The following is a 16,211-nucleotide window of genomic DNA, read 5'->3' on the forward strand; positions in this document are numbered from 1 at the left end:
GTCAGGCGTCCGGTCCGGTGGGCCCATCGTCACGCGGAGCGCGTCCGGTCGCCAGCGCGAGGACGGCGGTGCCCGCCACGGCGAGCGCCGCGAGCAGGACGGCGAGGGGGTGGGTGGTGCCGGTGGTGAGGAGGGCGAGGGCGCCGAGGGCGGTGGTGGCGGTCAGGACGGCCAGGTCGCGGCGCCAGCCGGCCAGGAGGGCGGTGATCTCGGCGTGTCCGCGGGGTGGGAGGTGGGCGGCCCACCAGGTGAGGCGGGTCAGGAGGTAGGCGAGGGCGGTGATCGGCAGGGTCCAGGGGTCGAGGGGTTCGGTCTGGAAGCCCCACAGGAGCACGGCGGCGAGGACGGTGACGGCGCCTGCGGCGGCGGGGGTGGGGCGCAGGGCGAGGAGGGTGGTGGCGAGGGCGGTGACGGTGAGCACGAGTCCGGGGCTGAGTCCGGGGGTGCGGGAGGCGGCGGCCAGGAGCAGGACGGGGGTGAGGGCGGCCAGGGCGAGGCGGAGTGTCCAGCCGGGCAGGGTGGGGCCGGTGCGGGTGGTGATCCGGGGCAGTGGCCGGTGGGCGGGGTCGGTGAGGCGGTTGCGGGTGCGCTGGGCCAGCCGGCTGAGCCGGGTGGGGGTCATGGGTGTCGTCCGGGGGTGCGCTGGGCGGTGCGGGCGAGGGTCTCGAAGCGGGTGGCGGCGCGGTGGCGTTCGCTGCCGGCCCAGCGGATGACGGGGACGCCTTCGCCGTCGAGGGCGGCGAGGCGGTCCTCGCGTTCGAGGCGGGTGATGCGCCAGGCGATGCGGAGGTGGTTGCCGATGACGGGGTGCAGGTCGGGCAGGGTGTCGACGACGACGACGGGGTGGCCGGCGGCGCGCCAGGTGCGGACGAGGCGGAGGGGTTCGTCGTCGAGGAGGGTGGTGAAGAGGTAGACGACGGCGTCGGCGGGTACCTGGGGTGGGCGGACGCGGTGCCCGGTGGCGCGGTCGGTGGGGTGGGCGAGGGCGAGGCCGTGGATGACGCGGCGCAGGTGGCGGCGCCCGGAGGCGGGTGGCAGGGGGCGGCGGCGTCGGGCGAGGTCCTCGAGGCCGACGCGGTCGCCGGTGTCGACGACGGCCTGGGCGACGGAGGCGGCGGCGTGGCGGGCCAGGTCGAGGGAGGTGGGTTCGTCGACGCGGAGGGTGCCGTAGCCGCGCCAGGTGCGGATGTCGGGGCCGACGTCGTCGCGGGAGTCGACGACGAGGACGGCGCTGGCCTCGGCCTGGGCGTAGGTGCGGCGCACGTAGAGGGTGTCGAGCTCGGGGGAGCGGCGGGCGGTGGTGCGCCAGTCGATGCGGCGCAGGCGGTCGCCGGGGGTGAAGGGGTGGATGTCGCGCAGCTCGGAGCCGTCGCCGAGGCGGCGGGCGGGGTGGGGGCCGGTCAGTCCGCGCAGGCGGCGGGGCAGGGGGAGGCGGCCGAGCGGGGCGGCGCCGGGTACGACGAGGCGGCGGGCTCCGCCGACGGTGGTGGGTTCTTCCTCCCAGGTGTGCCGGGAGGAGCCGCGGACGTCGACGGTGAACGTGTCCTGGGGTCCGGTGCGTACGGAGGACAGGCGCAGCGGTACCTGCCGGGTCCCGTCGGGTGCGCTGCCGCGCGTGCGGGCGGCGAGCGCGAGGTGGGTGCTGCGGTGCCCGGCGGCGCTGATGCGGAGGTGGACGACATCGGCGCCGTGCCGGCTTCCGGGGGTGAGCTCCAGGGTGGCGGCGAGCTCTCCAGGCGTGCTCGGCTCGGTGGGCTGGCGGAGGGTGGCGCGCAGCGGTGCGGCGGGCCGGTGTGCGGTGGCCCAGGCGGTGGCGAGGAGCCCGGGCACGCCGACGAGGGCGAGGTCGGCGCGTCCGGCGAGCACGCCCAGCGCGAGCAGGAGCACGCCGGTGACGACGGCGGCGGTGCGTGCGCTGGTGGTGCGCCAGCCGCGTGCGCCGTCGGCGCGGGTGCCGCGGCTGGTGCGGCCGCGTTCGACGATGATGCCGCCGACCGTCATCGGGTGCGCACCGTGGCGGGGGTGGGCACGGTCTGCAGGAGGTCGCTGACGACGGTCTCGGGGCGGGTGGCCGAGGCCCACGCGGTGGGGGTCAGGGTGATGCGGTGCGCCAGGACGGGCACGGCGACGCGCTTGACGTCCTCGGGCAGCACGTAGTCGCGGCCGTCCAGGACGGCGACGGCGCGGGCGAGCAGCACGAGGTTCTGGGAGCCGCGGGGCGAGGCACCGACCTCGAGGGCGTGGTGGTCACGCGTGGCGGTGGTCAGGTCGACGCAGTAGCGCACGACGTCGGGGTCGACGTCGACGGCCTCGGTGCCCGCCTGCATGGCCAGGACCGTGGCGGGGTCGACGACGCGGCGTACGGTCGCGGCCTCCTGCCGGCGGGCGAGGCGCCGGGTGAGGACCTCGGCCTCCTGGGCGGGGTCGGGGTAGCCGACGGCGAGCCGGACCATGAACCGGTCGAGCTGCGCCTCGGGCAGCGGGTAGGTGCCCTCGTACTCGACGGGGTTGGACGTGGCCAGGACGTGGAACGGGCGCGGCAGGGGGCGGCTGGTGCCCTCGATGGACACCTGCCGCTCGGCCATGGCCTCCAGGAGCGCGGACTGGGTCTTGGGCGCGGTGCGGTTGATCTCGTCGGCGAGGAACAGGCCGGTGAAGACAGGTCCGGGGCGGAACTCGAACGTGCGGGTCGCCGGGTCGAACACCGAGGACCCGGTGATGTCGGCCGGCAGCAGGTCCGGCGTGCACTGCAGGCGCGCGAAGTCGAGGCCCAGCGCGGACGCCAGGGACCGGGCGGCGAGGGTCTTGCCCAGCCCGGGCACGTCCTCGAACAGCACGTGCCCGCCGGCCAGGATCGTCGCCAGGGCGGTGCGCAGCGCGTCGTGCATACCGACGACGGCGGTGCCGACCTCCGCCAGGACCTGCTCGCCGAGCGCGGCGACGTCGGCGACGGGCAGCGGCGCGGGGGCGGGGGTCGTGAGGTCAGGCAGGTCAGGCACGGTGCTCCTTCACGTCGGTACCGGGTTCGGTACTGGGGTCGGTACTGCTGCTGGGTGCCGCCCCGAGGCGTTCGACGGCGTCGAGCCAGTCCTGCACGGTACGGGCCCGGGGCGGCACCCCGGAGGACAGCTGCCGCACCACCGTGGCACCGAGCAGCCGCTCGGCGTCGGCCTGCGCGGCGGGGTCGTCGGTGTCGACGCCGTGCGCGCGCAGCCGGTCCACGGCCAGCGCCCGGACGCGGCGCACGACGCGGTCGGTGACCAGGCCGTCGCGGCCGAACACGGACCAGCCCAGGTCGGACACGTCGTGCCGGCCGCCGGGACGGGTCTCCACGGCGGTGCGCGGCCACTCGGGGTCGGCCACGGTGTTCTCGGTCGCGGCCCACAGCATCGTGAGGGCGCAGGCCAGGGCGGTGGCCGCGGCGGCGTGCCAGGGGTCGACGACGTTCCACCAGACGAGGCACGCGGCGGCGAGGCCGGTCAGGACGGTGACGGTGACGACGCGGCGGACGTTCATGCGCCGCTCCGGCCGTCGTCCGAGGGGTCGGCGGCGGGTTCGACGTCGCGCACGTCGAGGCTGCGCGCGATGTCCGCGAGCGCCTCGCGGGCCTGGGTGACGGCGCGGTGGTCGATGGGGCGGTCGGTGAAGCGGGCGCGTTGGTAGAGGGTGCGCAGGTGGGTGACGGCGGTGGGGGGTGCGGGGGTGGCGGCCAGGACGGTGCCGGCGAACTCGGTGGCGGTCTGGGCGGGGTCGCGGTGGGTGCCTGCGCGGTCGGCGGCTTCCTCGAGGGCGACCCAGGCGGCGACGACGGCGTCGCGGGGGCGGGTGTGGCGGTCGAGGTGGGCGAGGGCGCGGGTGACGGCGTCCTGGATCTCGGGGAGGTCGACGTCGTCGCCGAGGGCGTCGGTGGTGGTGCCGCCGCGGAGGGTGTCGGGGTGGGTGTCGCGGCGTTCGCGGTAGATGGTCAGGAGGTGGCGGACGAGGCGGGTGCCGCCGGCGAGGAGGAGCAGGGCGATGACGATCGCAGCGGTGACGGCGAGCCAGGTGGTGTCGGTGACCGGGTCGGGCACGGGTCGGGGTGGGGTGGTGGGGGTGGCGGTGACGGCGGGCTGGGCGGGGGTGGGGGGTTCGAGCACGGGGGTGTCGAGGTGGGGTGGGTGGAAGGTCCAGGGGGTGGCGGTGGCGGCGCCGAGCACGGCGAGGGTGATGAGGGTGAGGGTCGCGGTGAGGCGGGTGGCGGGTCTCATGCGGTGGGGGTGGTGGGCTGGGTGGTGAGGTGGTGGGCGTGCAGGCCGGCGACGGCGGCGGTGACGAAGGAGGCGGGGTCGGCGTCGAGGCCGCGGCCCATGGTGCGCAGGCCGGCGGGGCTGGTGCGGAGGGTGTCGAGGAGGGTGGGGTCGGCGGGGACGTCGACGAGGGTGTGGCCGGCGGTGGCCAGGGCGGTGGTCTGCTGGTGCAGGCGGGTGGTGAGGGTGGGTCCCCAGGCGGGGAGGTTCTCGACGTCGGGGGTGGGGGCGGGCACGGGGATGTCGGCGGGTGCGAGGGCGACGCGGGTGTAGGCGGTCAGGGAGTGGTGGGAGATGCCGAGGTGGCGGTCGCGGGGGTCGGCGCCGGAGACGCGCAGGGAGGCGACGGGGCGGCCGTGGAGGGTGGCGGCGGCGTTGACGGCTTCGCCGGCGGCGACGCCGGAGTAGCCCCAGCGGGTGCCGGTGCCGAGGTTGCCGGGTCCTTGGGCGACGACGGCGACGTCGCAGCCGGCGACGTGACGGGCGGCGAGGAGGCCGGTGTGGACGGTGACGGCCTCGAGGTCGCCGCCGTAGGCCTGGCCGACGGTGACGCAGGTGTGCAGCCAGCCGGCGTCGCGCAGGGCGGCGACGGTGCGGGAGAACGCGGCGGGCAGGGCGCCGCCGTCGGTCATGACGTAGGCGATCTTGAGGGTGTCGCCGCCGGGGGCGTGGCGCAGTCCGGCGACGACGGCGGGCAGCGCGGAGTGCAGGTCGGCGACGACGACGGGCATGCCGTGCAGGTCGTCGGCGTCGGCGAGGGTGGCGTGGTGGGGTGATTCCTGTTCGTCGACGCCGAGGACCATGGTCTGCAGGGGGGTGTAGCGGGCCTTGACGAGGTGGCCGGGTCCGGGGGCGGGGTCGGGCGGCAGGGTGGTGCCGGGGGAGGCGGGGCCGACGACGAGGGCGTACCCGCCGGTGCCGAGGCCGCGGGCGAGGGCGGAGACGTTGAGCAGCAGGGCGTCGCCCGGTGCGGGGTCGCCGACGAGGTCGGTGTAGGCCAGGGCCCGCACGGTGGCGGGTGCTCCGCCGTCCTCGGGGTCGTCCTCGGGGTGGCCCGGCAGGGGCCGGTCGAGGGTCACCTCGAGCTCGCGTGCCCCGCGCCACGCCTTGCCTGTGGAAATCACTGTGCCGATCCGCCACGTCATCACAGGTTGGAGGCTACCGTTGTCCTGATGTCCAGCGACCTGTCCTCCGCAGCCGGCCCCGGTCCCGCCGCCGGTCCGGCCCTGAATCCTGCCGAACGCCTCCTGAACCTCGTCATCGCGCTCGTGAACACGAACGCGGCGATGACGAAGCAGCAGGTGCGTGCCGCCGTGGCCGGGTACGCGGACGCGCCCAGCGCCGAGGCGTTCGAGCGGATGTTCGAGCGGGACAAGGACATGCTGCGGGCGCTGGGGGTGCCGGTCGTGACGGTCGGCACGGGCGGGCACACCGACGAGCTGGGGTACCGCATCGACCAGGACGCGTACGCGCTGCCGTCGATCGACCTGACCCCGGCGGAGCTGGGTGTGCTGTCCCTGGCGGCGCAGTTCTGGCAGGACAAGACGCTGCAGACCGACATCACCCGCGCCATGGTGAAGCTGCGCGCGGCGGGGGCGGGCGACCCGTCGGCGGACGCGCTGGCGGGCCTGGCGCCGTCCGTGCGGGCGGTCGGTGACGCGTACGGGCCCCTCATGGAGGCCATCGAGGCGCGCCGGGCGGTCACGTTCGCCTACCGCGCCGCGTACAACGGGGCGGTGCTGACCCGGCACGTGGAGCCGTGGCGCATCGCGGCCCGCGACGGCGGCTGGTACCTCATGGCGTTCGACCGGGACCGGCAGGCGCCGCGCGTGTTCCGCATGTCCCGCATCGAGTCCCGGGTGAGGATCGTGGGCGCGTCCGGCGCCTACCAGATCCCCGAGTTCGAGACCGACGTCATGCTCGGCAAGACGCACGGCGAGGTGCGGCAGGCCGTGGTCGCCGTCCGCCCCGAGCGGGCGAGCGCGCTGCGCGCCCGCGCCAAGGCCGTGCCCGACGGCGAGCGGCAGGCCTGGCTGGACCGGCTGCCCGGTGCCGGCACCGGCTCGGACGCGAGCGGACCCGGGTGGGACGTGCTGGAGGTCCCGTTCCGGTCCCTGACCGGGATGGCGTCGGAGGCCGCCGGGTACGGCGCGGCACTGGTGGTCCTGGACCCGGAGGCCGTGCGCGAGGAGACCGTGCGTCGCCTGCGCGCCGCCGCCGCGCTCGCGCCCGCCACCGCGGGGGTGTCCCGTGGCTGAGCGCGCGGACGACCGGCTGCTGCGGCTGCTGGGCATCGTGGCCTACCTCGACGGCGCCGGGCCCGTACCCGTCGAGGACCTCGCCCGGCGCTTCGGCACCACGCCGGCGCAGATCCAGAAGGACGTCGACGCCCTGTGGGTGTCCGGCACCCCGGGGTACTGGCCCGACGACCTGATCGACTTCGACGCCGCGTCCATCGACCGCGGCGTGGTGCACCTGACCGAGGCGCGCGGCATGACCCGGCCGCTGCGCCTCGGCACCCGGGAGGCAGTCGCCCTGGTGGCGGCGCTGCGCGCCATGAAGGCCACCGGCGCCGTCCAGGCCGACCCCGCCCGCTCCGCCGTCGTCGAGTCCGCGCTGGGCAAGCTCACCGACGCCACGGGCGAGGCCGCGAGCGCCGTGGACGTGCGGCTGGCGCCCGACGGTGACCGGCAGGTGGTGTCGGTGATCTCGGGGGCGCTGGCGGCGCGGCACCGGTTGCGGATCCGGTACGTGAGCTCGTCGGACGTGGTCAGCGAGCGGGAGGTGGACCCGGTGCGGCTGCACACGCAGGACGAGTTCGCCTACCTGGCGGCGTGGTGCTACCGGGCGGGTGCGCCGCGCACGTTCCGGGTGGACCGGATCCTGGAGGCGGTCGAGACGGACGTGCCGGTGCAGGACCATGCGGGGCAGCTCGCGGAGATCGACTTCGGGGCGCTGTTCGCGGGCGGGTCGGCGCCGCTGGCCACGATCCGGTTCGCGCCGCGGGCGCGCTGGTTCGCCGAGGAGGTGCCCGTGGAGTCGGTGCGGAACCTGCCCGACGGGGACTTCGAGGTCACGTTGCGGGTCACGAACCCGGGGTGGCTGCGCAGCACCCTGATCCAGCTGGGCCCGTACGTGCGGTCGGTGTCGCCGCCGGAGGCGGCGCAGGACGTGGCGGGTGCCGCGCGGGAAGCGCTCGCCGTGTACGGGGTGACGGGCGACGCAGCGGGCGAGGCAGCCGTATCGCCGGATCGGCACTAGGCTGGTCGACCATGTGGTTCTGGGTGTGGGCCCTGCTGATCGTGGGCAGCCTCGTCGGAGCGTTCTTCCTGGCCCGTTCTCTGTGGCGGTCGGCGAGAGGACTGCTGGAGGAGCTCGGGCGGGCGTCGCAGCGGTTCGCGGAGTCGGCCGACCGGTTGCAGGAGGCGGCGGACCAGGCGCGGGAGGCGGCGAGCACGCAGCATGCGGGTCCGAGCCTGTTCGACGACGTGACGATCCACTACCAGCGGGTCGACGCCCAGCGGGCGGCACGCACGGAGCGCAGGGAGGCGCGGCGGGCGCGGCACGTGTCGACGTGGCAGAAGTGGAAGCACTTCAACGACTGACGCCGTGCCGGTCCTGTGCCGGTCCTGTGCCGGTCCTGTGCCGGGCCCGGGTGGGTCTGCGGGGTCCAGTCATCTCCGGTCCACCTGGGGGCTACCGGGAGGCCCTTCCGGTTCGCGTAGGATCGGACCTGTCCGTACCGCACCATAAGGAGTCACCATGGGCGCCATGCAGCCGTGGCACTGGATCGTCCTGCTCGTCGTCGTCCTGCTCCTGTTCGGGTCCACCCGGCTGCCGGGCCTGGCCAAGAGCGTGGGGCAGTCGATGAAGATCTTCCGCAAGGAGATGAAGGACCTGCGCGACGACGACAAGGGCAGGGACGGCGACGCCGCCGCACCCGGCACCTCGACGCAGAACACGACCGGGACCAGCACGGGGACGAGCACCGGGACGGGCTCCGGCTCGGTACCCGGGATCGTCGAGAACAGGGACCGCGACATCCCCAAGGCCTGACCGGTGGCACGAACGAAGCGGGCGTCCGACGGCCGGATGCCCCTGCTGGAGCACCTGCTCGAGCTGCGCAAGAGGTTCGTCCTGATCGCGGTCGGCCTCGTGGTGGGGGCCGTGGTGGGCTGGTTGCTGTACGACCCGCTGCTGCAGCTGCTCCAGCGGCCCCTCGTGGTCGCGGAGCAGATGCGCGGCAACGAGATGACGCTGAACTTCGCCGGGCCGATGGCGGCCCTGGACCTGAAGATCAAGTCGTCGCTGTTCCTGGCCGTGTTCCTGACGTGCCCGTGGTGGCTGTACCAGGTGTGGGCGTTCATCACGCCCGGCCTGAACAAGAACGAGCGCCGGTACGCGTACGGGTTCGTCGGGGCCGCGTTCCCGCTGTTCCTGGGCGGCGCCTACATGGCGTGGCTCGTGTTCCCGCACGCCATCCAGATCCTGTCCGGGTTCCTGCCCGACGACGCGACGGCGTTCACCAACGCCCAGGAGTACCTGTCGCTGGTGATGCGGCTGCTCATCGCGTTCGGGCTGGCGTTCCTGTCCCCGGTGCTGCTCGTGGGCCTGAACTTCGCCGGCCTGATGACCGGCCGGGGCATGCTCGGCGGGTGGCGGTGGGCGGTGCTCGTGGCGTTCACGTTCGCCGCGATCATCACCCCCACCCCCGACGCGCTGACGATGATCCTGGTGGCGCTGCCGATCTGCGTGCTCTACTTCGGGGCCGTGGGCGTGTCGCTGCTGCACGACCGGCGGATCGAGCGGCGCCTGGAGGCCGCCGAGCTGTGAGGACCCGAGGGTCGGTACCGGTCCGTGTCACACACGGCCCGTAGGCTGTCCCTCATGAACGACCTGAGCCCTTCGGAGCGGTACACGGCTTTTCGGACCCGGAGTCGTTCCGCGGCTCAGCACCCCGAGCTGGCACGGTTCCGGGAGGTCGTCGGGTTCGACCTCGACGACTTCCAGGTCACCGCGTGCGAGGCCCTCGAGCAGGGCCGCGGCGTCCTGGTCGCCGCGCCCACCGGGGCGGGCAAGACCGTCGTGGGCGAGTTCGCCGTGCACCTGGCCCTCGCCTCCGGACGCAAGGCGTTCTACACCACGCCCATCAAGGCGCTGTCCAACCAGAAGTACGCCGACCTGGTGCGCCGCCACGGCGCGGACAACGTCGGCCTGCTCACCGGCGACACCACCATCAACGGTGACGCGCCCGTGGTCGTCATGACCACCGAGGTGCTGCGCAACATGCTGTACGCCGGGTCCACCACCCTGGACGGCCTGGCCTACGTCGTCATGGACGAGGTGCACTACCTCGCCGACCGGTTCCGCGGCCCCGTGTGGGAAGAGGTCATCATCCACCTCTCCGACGACGTGCAGCTCGTGTCCCTGTCGGCCACCGTGTCCAACGCGGAGGAGTTCGGCGACTGGCTCGAGATGGTGCGCGGCGACACCGCCGTCGTCGTCTCCGAACGACGCCCCGTGCCCCTGTGGCAGCACGTGCTCATGTCCTCCCCGGAGCCGCGCGGCAAGCCGCGCCTGCTGGACCTGTACGCCGGGCACGTCGACCCGACCGACCCCGGCACCAGCCCGCCCATCAACCCCGACCTGTCCGCCGCGTTCCGCTCCGGGCGGGGCGGCACCCGCCCCGGCGACCACGGCGGACGCGGTCGCGGCTACCGGGGCAGGGGCGACCGCGGCTACCGCGGGCCCGGCGGGCGCCGCACCGGCGGCCACGGCAGCGACATGGGGCCGGCCCGCCGCACCCCGCCACGGTTCGTCGTCATCGACGCCCTGGACGCCGACGGGCTGCTGCCCGCCATCTACTTCGTGTTCTCCCGCGCCGGGTGCGAGGCCGCCGTCGACCAGTGCCTCAAGGCCGGCCTGCGGCTGACCACCCCGCAGGAGGAGGCCACGATCCGCGCCGTCGTGGAGGAACGCACCGCCGCCATCCCGCCCGAGGACCTCGACGTGCTCGGCTACTGGTCCTGGTCGCAGGCCCTGGCGCGCGGCGTCGCCGCCCACCACGCCGGCATGCTGCCCGTGTTCAAGGAGACCGTCGAGGACCTCTTCTCCCGCGGCCTGGTCAAGGTCGTGTTCGCCACCGAGACCCTCGCCCTGGGCATCAACATGCCCGCCCGGTCCGTCGTGCTGGACAAGCTCGTCAAGTGGGACGGCACCAGCCACGTACCCGTCACCCCCGGCGAGTTCACGCAGCTCACCGGGCGCGCCGGACGCCGCGGCATCGACATCGAGGGGCACGCCGTCGTCGTCGACCACCCCGCCCTGGACCCCGTCGCGCTGGCCGGTCTCGCGTCCAAGCGCCTGTACCCGCTGCGGTCCAGCTTCCGGCCCACCTACAACATGGCCGTCAACCTCGTCGCCCAGGTCGGCCGCGACCGCGCCCGCGAGGTCCTGGAGACCTCCTTCGCGCAGTTCCAGGCCGACCGCGGCGTCGTCGGCCTGGCCAAGCAGGCCCAGGCGCACGCCGAGGCCCTCGACGGGTACGCGAAGGCCATGACCTGCGACGTCGGCGACTTCGCCCAGTACATGGACCTGCGGCGCGCCATCAAGGACCGCGAGCGCGAGCTGTCCCGCGCGGCCACCGGCGCGCGGCGGGCCGAGGTCGTCGCGTCCCTGGAGAAGCTGCGCCGCGGTGACGTCGTGGAGGTGCCGTCCGGGCGCCGGCGCGGGTACGTGCTCGTGCTCGACCCGGGCGAGCCGGGCGGGTTCGACGGGCCCCGCCCCACCGTGCTCACCCAGGAGCGGCAGGTCAAGAAGCTCACCCTGGCCGACGCGCCGGACGGCCTGGTGACCGTCACCACCGTGAAGATCCCCAAGTCGTTCAACCCGCGCAAGCCCGACGCGCGCCGCGACCTGGTCTCCACGATGCGCAACGCGCTCGGCGCCATGGCGGACGACGTGCCCTCCGCGCACACGTCCAGCAGCCCGGTCGGTGCGGGCCGGGCCGCCCGCGGCGGCAACCCGCGCCGCCGTGCCGACGCCGCCACCGACACCGAGCTCGCCCGCCTGCGCACGGCACTGAAGAACCACCCCTGCCACGCCTGCCCGGACCGGGACGACCACGCCCGCTGGGCCGAGCGGTGGAACAAGCTCAAGCGGGAGCACGACCAGCTCGTGCGCCGCGTCGAGGGCCGCACCGGGTCCATCGCGCGCACCTTCGACCGCACCCTGGACGTGCTGCTCACCCTCGGGTACCTGCAGCGCACCGAGAAGCGGGTGCGGGTGACCGACGACGGGCGGTGGCTGCGCCGCCTGTACGCGGAGAACGACCTGCTGCTGGCCGAGTGCCTGCGCCGCGGCGTGTGGGACGGCCTCGACCCGGCGGGCCTCGCCGCCGTCGTGTCCACGGTCGTCTACCAGGGGCGGCGGGACGACGCCCCCGACCCGTACATCCCCGGCGGGCCGACCGGGCGCCTGGCCGCCGTCCTGGACGACACCCAGCGGGTGTGGTCCGAGGTGGACGACCTGGAGGAGGCGCACGGCATCGACGCGACCGGGCCGCTCGACCTGGGCCTGGTCGGGGCGATGCACCGGTGGGCGTCCGGCAAGGGCCTGGACAGCGTGCTGCGCGGCTCCGACCTCGCGGCCGGCGACTTCGTGCGCTGGTGCAAGCAGGTGGTCGACGTGCTCGACCAGCTCGGCGGCGCCGCGCCGTCCGAGAGGCTGCGCACCACGGCCCGCAAGGCGCAGGACGCCGTGCTGCGCGGGGTGGTGGCCTACTCCAGCCTGTGAGGTGAACCGCGGGTGGTCCTGCCTGCGCGGTCGCGCCCGGATGCTGCCGATCGCATACAGTTCCGAGCGTGAGCCAGCCTGTCCGATCCATCCTGTACCGCAACGGTGTGGTCCATTCCGCCGCCGACCCGTTCGCCGAGGCGATCCTCGTGGACGACGGCGTGGTGGCCTGGCTCGGTGCCGACGACACCGCCGCCGGGCTGGCCGCGCGCGCCGACCGCGTCGTCGACCTGGACGGAGCCCTGGTCACCCCGGGGTTCGTCGACGCGCACGCGCACGTCCTGGAGAGCGGCCTGGCCGCCGACTCGGTGGACCTGAGCGTCGGCGGGGGAGTGCGGTCCCTCGGTGAGGCGCTGGCCGTGCTGCACGGCCGGTCACGCCGCCTGGAGGTGTCCGACCCGTCGGGCGAGCGGGTGCTCCTCGCGTTCGGGTGGGACGAGCAGGCCTGGCCCGAACGGCGGGCGTTCACCCGCTCGGAGCTGGACGCCGCGTGCGGCGGGCGCGCCGTGTACGCGGCCCGCGTCGACGTGCACTCCGCGGTCGTGTCCAGCGCGATGGCCGCCCGCGCCGGCATCGAGCACGACCCCGCCTGGACCGGCACCGGCCTGTCCGGCTCCGGGTGGTCGGACGCCCCCGCCCAGACCGGCCTGGTCACCGCGGACCTGCACCACACCGTGCGCGCCGTGGCGCACACCCTGACCGCCGAGCACCGCACCCGCCTGTACCGCGACACCCTCGCCGCGTGGGCCGCCCGCGGCATCGTGTCCGTGCACGAGATGAGCGGCGAGCACCTCGACACCCGCGCCGGGCTGGCCGAGCTGCACGCCCTGACCAGCGACCCGGCCGGCGGCCTGCCGCACCTGGCCGCCTACCGTGGCGAGCTGTGCCGCACCGCCGACGACGCCCGCGCGCTGCTGGCCGAGCTGCCGTTCCTGTCCGGCATCGGCGGCGACCTCAACGTCGACGGGTCCATCGGGTCCCGCACCGCCGCGCTGCGCAGCCCCTACTCCGACCTGCCCGCCGACCCGTCCTCGGCGTCGTTCACCGGCACCCTGACCAACCCCGACGGCACGCCCTGGACCGGGAACCTGTACCTGAACGCCGACCAGATCGCCCACCACCTGGCCGCCGTCCAGGAGGCAGGCGTGCAGGGCGCGTTCCACGTCATCGGCGACCGCGCCATGGACGAGATGGTGCTCGGCCTGCAGGTCGCCGCGCAGATCACCGGCGACAGCGCCGTGCGCGCCGGCCACCACCGCATCGAGCACGCCCTGTTCGTCGACGCGACCACGCTGGCCGCGCTGCTCGTGCGGGGCGTGGGCCTGTCGGTGCAGCCCGCGTTCGACACAGCGTTCAACACCCGGGCCGGCGGCGGCCAGGGCGTGTACGTGACCCGGCTGGGCGCCGCGCGCGCCGGGTCGCTCATGCCGTTCGCCGACCTCGCGCAGGCCGGTGTGCCGCTCGCGTTCGGCTCGGACACCCCCGTCACCCCCGTGGACCCCTGGCAGGGCGTGCGCGCCGCGACCGGCCACGAGGACCCCGACCAGCGCATCTCCGCCGGGGCCGCCTTCCGCGCCCACACCCGCGGCGGGTGGCGCCTGGCCGGCCTCGACCACACCGGCGCCGGACAGCTGCGCGTCGGCGCCCCCGCCCACCTGGCCGTGTGGCGTGCCGAGCAGCTCGGCGTGCAGGCCGCACCCGGCCGCCTGGCGTCCTGGAGCGAGGAGGCCCGCGCCGGCACACCCCTGCTGCCCGACCTGTCGCCCGACGCCCCCACCCCCGAGTGCCTGCACACCCTGCGCGACGGCGTCGTCATCCACGACACGTTCTGACCCGGCCGACGCCGTCGGCGCCGCGGGTAGGCTGCGCTCGTGCGCGCGCCCGAGCCGTCCCGGCTGCTGTCCCTGTTCCTCGCGGTGACCGGGGGCCTGGTCCTCTGGGCCGCGTTCCCCGACGCCGGGGTCTGGCCCGCCGCGTTCGTCGCGGTCGCTGTCCTCTACTGGTCCCTCGGCCGCGACCACGCCGCCTGGAACGCCCTGGTCGGCCTGCTGTTCGGCCTCGCGTTCTTCCTGCCGCACCTGTGGTGGGCGCACGAGTCCACCGAGACCGCGCCCTGGATCGCCGTGTCGACCGTGGAGGCCCTGTTCCTGGCCGCGTTCGGCGCCCTGTGGACCTGGGCACGCCGGGCACGGTTCCTGCGCCGCCGCGGCTGGCGGCTCGCCGCCGCGTTCGCCGTGCTGTACGTGGCCGTGGAGCAGTGGCGCGCCGAGCTCCCGTTCGGTGGCTTCCCCTGGGGCCGGCTGGCCTGGGCCATGGCCGGCGCCCCCACGGGTCGGGCCGCGTGGCTCGGCGGCACCGTCGCCGTCGGCCTCCTGGTCGCGTTCGCCGGCGCGCTGCTCGCCCTCGCCGTCGCGGCCGCGCTGCGGGCCCGGGCGGGCCGCGCCGTCGGGGCCCTGCTGCTGGGTGCCGCGGTCGCCGTCGGGCCGCTGGTGCTGCCGCTGCCCGCCTCCGCGAGCGCCGGGCCGGTGGCGACGCCGGACGGGCAGGAGGTGTACGACGCGGGCAGCGACCTGGCGGAGCGGGGCACGCTCTGGGCGGGTGCGGTGCAGGGCGACGTGGGGGAGCCGGGCCTGGGTGCGTTCGCGAACCGGGCCGAGGTGCTGAACAACCACCTGCAGGGCACGTACACGCTCGCGGAGAGCTTCGCGGGGGAGCTGGACGTGGTGCTGTGGCCGGAGAACGGCAGCGACCTGGACCCGCAGGAGGCGCCCGACGTGGCGCGGGGCCTGGACGCGGCGGCGACGGCGGTGGGGGCGCCGATCCTGGTGGGTGCGCAGGAGTTCCCGGAGACGGGTGGGCGGTACAACGTGTCGCTGCTGTGGCAGGCGGGCACCGGGGTGATCGGGCGGTACGCGAAGCAGCATCCGGCGCCGTTCGGTGAGTACATCCCGCTGCGGTCGGTGCTGCGGGTGTTCTCGGACCAGGTGGACCGGGTCACGACGGACATGATCGCGGGGGTGAACCCGCCGTTCGTGGACGTGCCGAGCCGGCTGGGGCAGGGGGACCACCGCCTGGGTACGGTGATCTGCTTCGAGGTGGCGTACGACGAGATCGTGCGGGACGCGGTGCTCCAGGGCGCGCAGGTGCTGGTGGTGCCGACGAACAACGCGTCGTTCGGGTTCACGGCGGAGTCGACGCAGCAGCTGGCGATGTCGCGGGTGCAGGCGATCACGACGGGCCGGGCGACGGTGCAGATCTCGACGGTGGGGGTCTCGGGGGTGATCACGCCGGACGGCACGGTGGTGCGCAGCACGGGGCTGTTCACGGCGGACGAGTTCGTCGCTCACCTGCCGTTGCGGTCGTCGGTCACGCCGGCGGTGGCGGCGGGGTACTGGCCGGGGTGGGTGGTGGGCGGCCTGGCGGTGCTGCTGGTCGTCACGGGTCTGGTGACGGGCATCGCGGGCCGCCCGCGCACGGCGCAGGCATGACAGAAGACCGCCGCCCGGACCGTGTGGTCCGGGCGGCGGTCCTCGTCGGCTGTCGCGGCGACGCCGTGGGCGTCAGGCCGAGCGGCGCAGCTTGCCGGCGCGCAGGAGCTCCAGGCGCTCGTCGAGCAGGTCCTCGAGCTCCTTGACGGTGCGGCGCTCCAGCAGCATGTCCCAGTGGGTGCGCTGAGGCTTGGTGGCCTTGGGCTCGGGCTTCTCGGCGTCGCGGAGCAGCGCCTCCTCGCCGCAGCGGCACTCCCAGATCGGGGGGACGTCCGCGTCGGTGGCGAAGGGCAGGATGATGGTGTGGCCGTTGGGGCAGTCGTAGTAGGCCTGGAACCGAGGGGCGAAGTCCACGCCCTCGTCGGACTCCATGCTCTTACTACCGATGCTCATACCGCGCAGGGACCGGTCGGGCACGATGTCCTCCAGAGGGTTGTCGGGATGGGTGGTGGAAAAAGGTCCGTAGTGCCAACGCAGGGACCCTCGGTGATGTTCCAGCCGCCTGATCAGGCTACGCGTCGCAGGTGCGCTCGCAAGCGCACTCCGGGCAAACTGGGCGCTGATGTGCGCGATCTCACGTGCGTCCGGGCGGGTACGGGTGGCCGCCGGGGAACAATCGAGTCCACCACCCGGTTGAGCCGGA

The 16,211-nt window shown here is 74.9% G+C and carries 15 protein-coding genes; 8 read left to right on the forward strand and 7 right to left on the reverse strand.

Features of this window, described 5'->3' with window-relative positions:
* Position 1: 1 nt before the first annotated feature.
* The 6 genes from APR03_RS13630 to APR03_RS13655 are packed head-to-tail and all read right to left on the reverse strand — an operon-like array spanning position 2 to position 5,434.
* A complete protein-coding gene (locus APR03_RS13630; RefSeq protein WP_253836442.1) occupies positions 2-622 on the reverse strand; it encodes a hypothetical protein in 621 nt (206 codons plus the stop codon).
* Positions 619-2,001 carry a DUF58 domain-containing protein gene (locus APR03_RS24895; RefSeq protein WP_275977520.1) on the reverse strand — a complete coding sequence of 461 codons (1,383 nt, stop codon included), beginning with the start codon at positions 1,999-2,001 and terminating at the stop codon, positions 619-621. Before APR03_RS24895 ends, APR03_RS13630 begins: the two co-directional genes overlap by 4 nt.
* On the reverse strand, positions 1,998-2,999 hold the full coding sequence (locus APR03_RS13640; RefSeq protein ID WP_253836444.1) for an AAA family ATPase: 1,002 nt from the start codon (positions 2,997-2,999) through the stop codon (positions 1,998-2,000). The genes APR03_RS24895 and APR03_RS13640 overlap by 4 nt, the downstream gene beginning before the upstream one ends.
* Complete coding sequence (locus tag APR03_RS13645) at positions 2,992-3,516, reverse strand: hypothetical protein (protein WP_253836445.1); 525 nt, start codon at positions 3,514-3,516, stop codon at positions 2,992-2,994. The genes APR03_RS13640 and APR03_RS13645 overlap by 8 nt, the downstream gene beginning before the upstream one ends.
* Positions 3,513-4,247 carry a DUF4129 domain-containing protein gene (locus tag APR03_RS13650; protein WP_253836447.1) on the reverse strand — a complete coding sequence of 245 codons (735 nt, stop codon included), beginning with the start codon at positions 4,245-4,247 and terminating at the stop codon, positions 3,513-3,515. The genes APR03_RS13645 and APR03_RS13650 overlap by 4 nt, the downstream gene beginning before the upstream one ends.
* Entirely contained in the window at positions 4,244-5,434 is a 1,191-nt protein-coding gene (locus APR03_RS13655; RefSeq protein ID WP_253836449.1) for a DUF3866 family protein, read from the reverse strand. The genes APR03_RS13650 and APR03_RS13655 overlap by 4 nt, the downstream gene beginning before the upstream one ends.
* A gap of 24 nt (positions 5,435-5,458) precedes the next feature.
* On the opposite strand from APR03_RS13655, the gene APR03_RS13660 reads away from it, so the two are divergent.
* From APR03_RS13660 to lnt, 8 genes are all read left to right on the forward strand, one after another.
* Positions 5,459-6,544 carry a helix-turn-helix transcriptional regulator gene (locus APR03_RS13660; protein WP_253836451.1) on the forward strand — a complete coding sequence of 362 codons (1,086 nt, stop codon included), beginning with the start codon at positions 5,459-5,461 and terminating at the stop codon, positions 6,542-6,544.
* Positions 6,537-7,547 (forward strand): helix-turn-helix transcriptional regulator, encoded by a 1,011-nt coding sequence (locus APR03_RS13665; protein WP_253836452.1) that lies wholly within the window; start codon positions 6,537-6,539, stop codon positions 7,545-7,547. The genes APR03_RS13660 and APR03_RS13665 overlap by 8 nt, the downstream gene beginning before the upstream one ends.
* An 11-nt stretch (positions 7,548-7,558) precedes the next feature.
* Positions 7,559-7,891: a hypothetical protein gene (locus APR03_RS13670; protein WP_253836453.1), complete on the forward strand. Its 333-nt coding sequence runs from the start codon at positions 7,559-7,561 to the stop codon at positions 7,889-7,891.
* Positions 7,892-8,048: 157 nt separating this feature from the next.
* The gene (gene tatA / locus APR03_RS13675) at positions 8,049-8,342 is read left to right on the forward strand and encodes a Sec-independent protein translocase subunit TatA (RefSeq protein ID WP_253836454.1); all 294 of its coding nucleotides are present in this window, start codon (positions 8,049-8,051) and stop codon (positions 8,340-8,342) included.
* A gap of 3 nt (positions 8,343-8,345) precedes the next feature.
* The gene (tatC, locus tag APR03_RS13680; protein ID WP_504967660.1) at positions 8,346-9,119 is read left to right on the forward strand and encodes a twin-arginine translocase subunit TatC; all 774 of its coding nucleotides are present in this window, start codon (positions 8,346-8,348) and stop codon (positions 9,117-9,119) included.
* A 54-nt stretch (positions 9,120-9,173) separates the two neighbouring features.
* The gene (locus tag APR03_RS13685; protein ID WP_253836455.1) at positions 9,174-12,080 is read left to right on the forward strand and encodes a DEAD/DEAH box helicase; all 2,907 of its coding nucleotides are present in this window, start codon (positions 9,174-9,176) and stop codon (positions 12,078-12,080) included.
* A gap of 68 nt (positions 12,081-12,148) precedes the next feature.
* Positions 12,149-13,912: an amidohydrolase gene (locus APR03_RS13690; RefSeq protein WP_253836456.1), complete on the forward strand. Its 1,764-nt coding sequence runs from the start codon at positions 12,149-12,151 to the stop codon at positions 13,910-13,912.
* Between the two features lie 39 nt (positions 13,913-13,951).
* Positions 13,952-15,568, forward strand: a complete 1,617-nt coding sequence (lnt, locus tag APR03_RS13695) for an apolipoprotein N-acyltransferase (protein ID WP_253836457.1) — start codon at positions 13,952-13,954, stop codon at positions 15,566-15,568.
* Positions 15,569-15,640: 72 nt separating this feature from the next.
* On the opposite strand, the gene APR03_RS13700 is transcribed toward lnt, so the two are convergent.
* Positions 15,641-15,985 (reverse strand): RNA polymerase-binding protein RbpA, encoded by a 345-nt coding sequence (locus APR03_RS13700; protein WP_026365682.1) that lies wholly within the window; start codon positions 15,983-15,985, stop codon positions 15,641-15,643.
* Between the last annotated feature and the right edge of the window lie 226 nt (positions 15,986-16,211).

This window comes from Promicromonospora thailandica (assembly GCF_024171955.1).
GTDB classification, from domain to species: Bacteria; Actinomycetota; Actinomycetes; order Actinomycetales; family Cellulomonadaceae; genus Promicromonospora; species Promicromonospora thailandica.

What these genes read in the sequence shown, in the direction of transcription:
- APR03_RS13630 (WP_253836442.1), bottom strand. Translation starts at nt 622, where the DNA reads ATGACCCCCACCCGGCTCAGCCGGCTGGCCCAGCGCACCCGCAACCGC.
- APR03_RS24895 (WP_275977520.1), bottom strand. Translation starts at nt 2,001, where the DNA reads ATGACGGTCGGCGGCATCATCGTCGAACGCGGCCGCACCAGCCGCGGC.
- APR03_RS13645 (WP_253836445.1), bottom strand. Translation starts at nt 3,516, where the DNA reads ATGAACGTCCGCCGCGTCGTCACCGTCACCGTCCTGACCGGCCTCGCC.
- APR03_RS13650 (WP_253836447.1), bottom strand. Translation starts at nt 4,247, where the DNA reads ATGAGACCCGCCACCCGCCTCACCGCGACCCTCACCCTCATCACCCTC.
- APR03_RS13660 (WP_253836451.1), top strand. Translation starts at nt 5,459, where the DNA reads ATGTCCAGCGACCTGTCCTCCGCAGCCGGCCCCGGTCCCGCCGCCGGT.
- APR03_RS13670 (WP_253836453.1), top strand. Translation starts at nt 7,559, where the DNA reads ATGTGGTTCTGGGTGTGGGCCCTGCTGATCGTGGGCAGCCTCGTCGGA.
- tatA (WP_253836454.1), top strand. Translation starts at nt 8,049, where the DNA reads ATGGGCGCCATGCAGCCGTGGCACTGGATCGTCCTGCTCGTCGTCGTC.
- APR03_RS13685 (WP_253836455.1), top strand. Translation starts at nt 9,174, where the DNA reads ATGAACGACCTGAGCCCTTCGGAGCGGTACACGGCTTTTCGGACCCGG.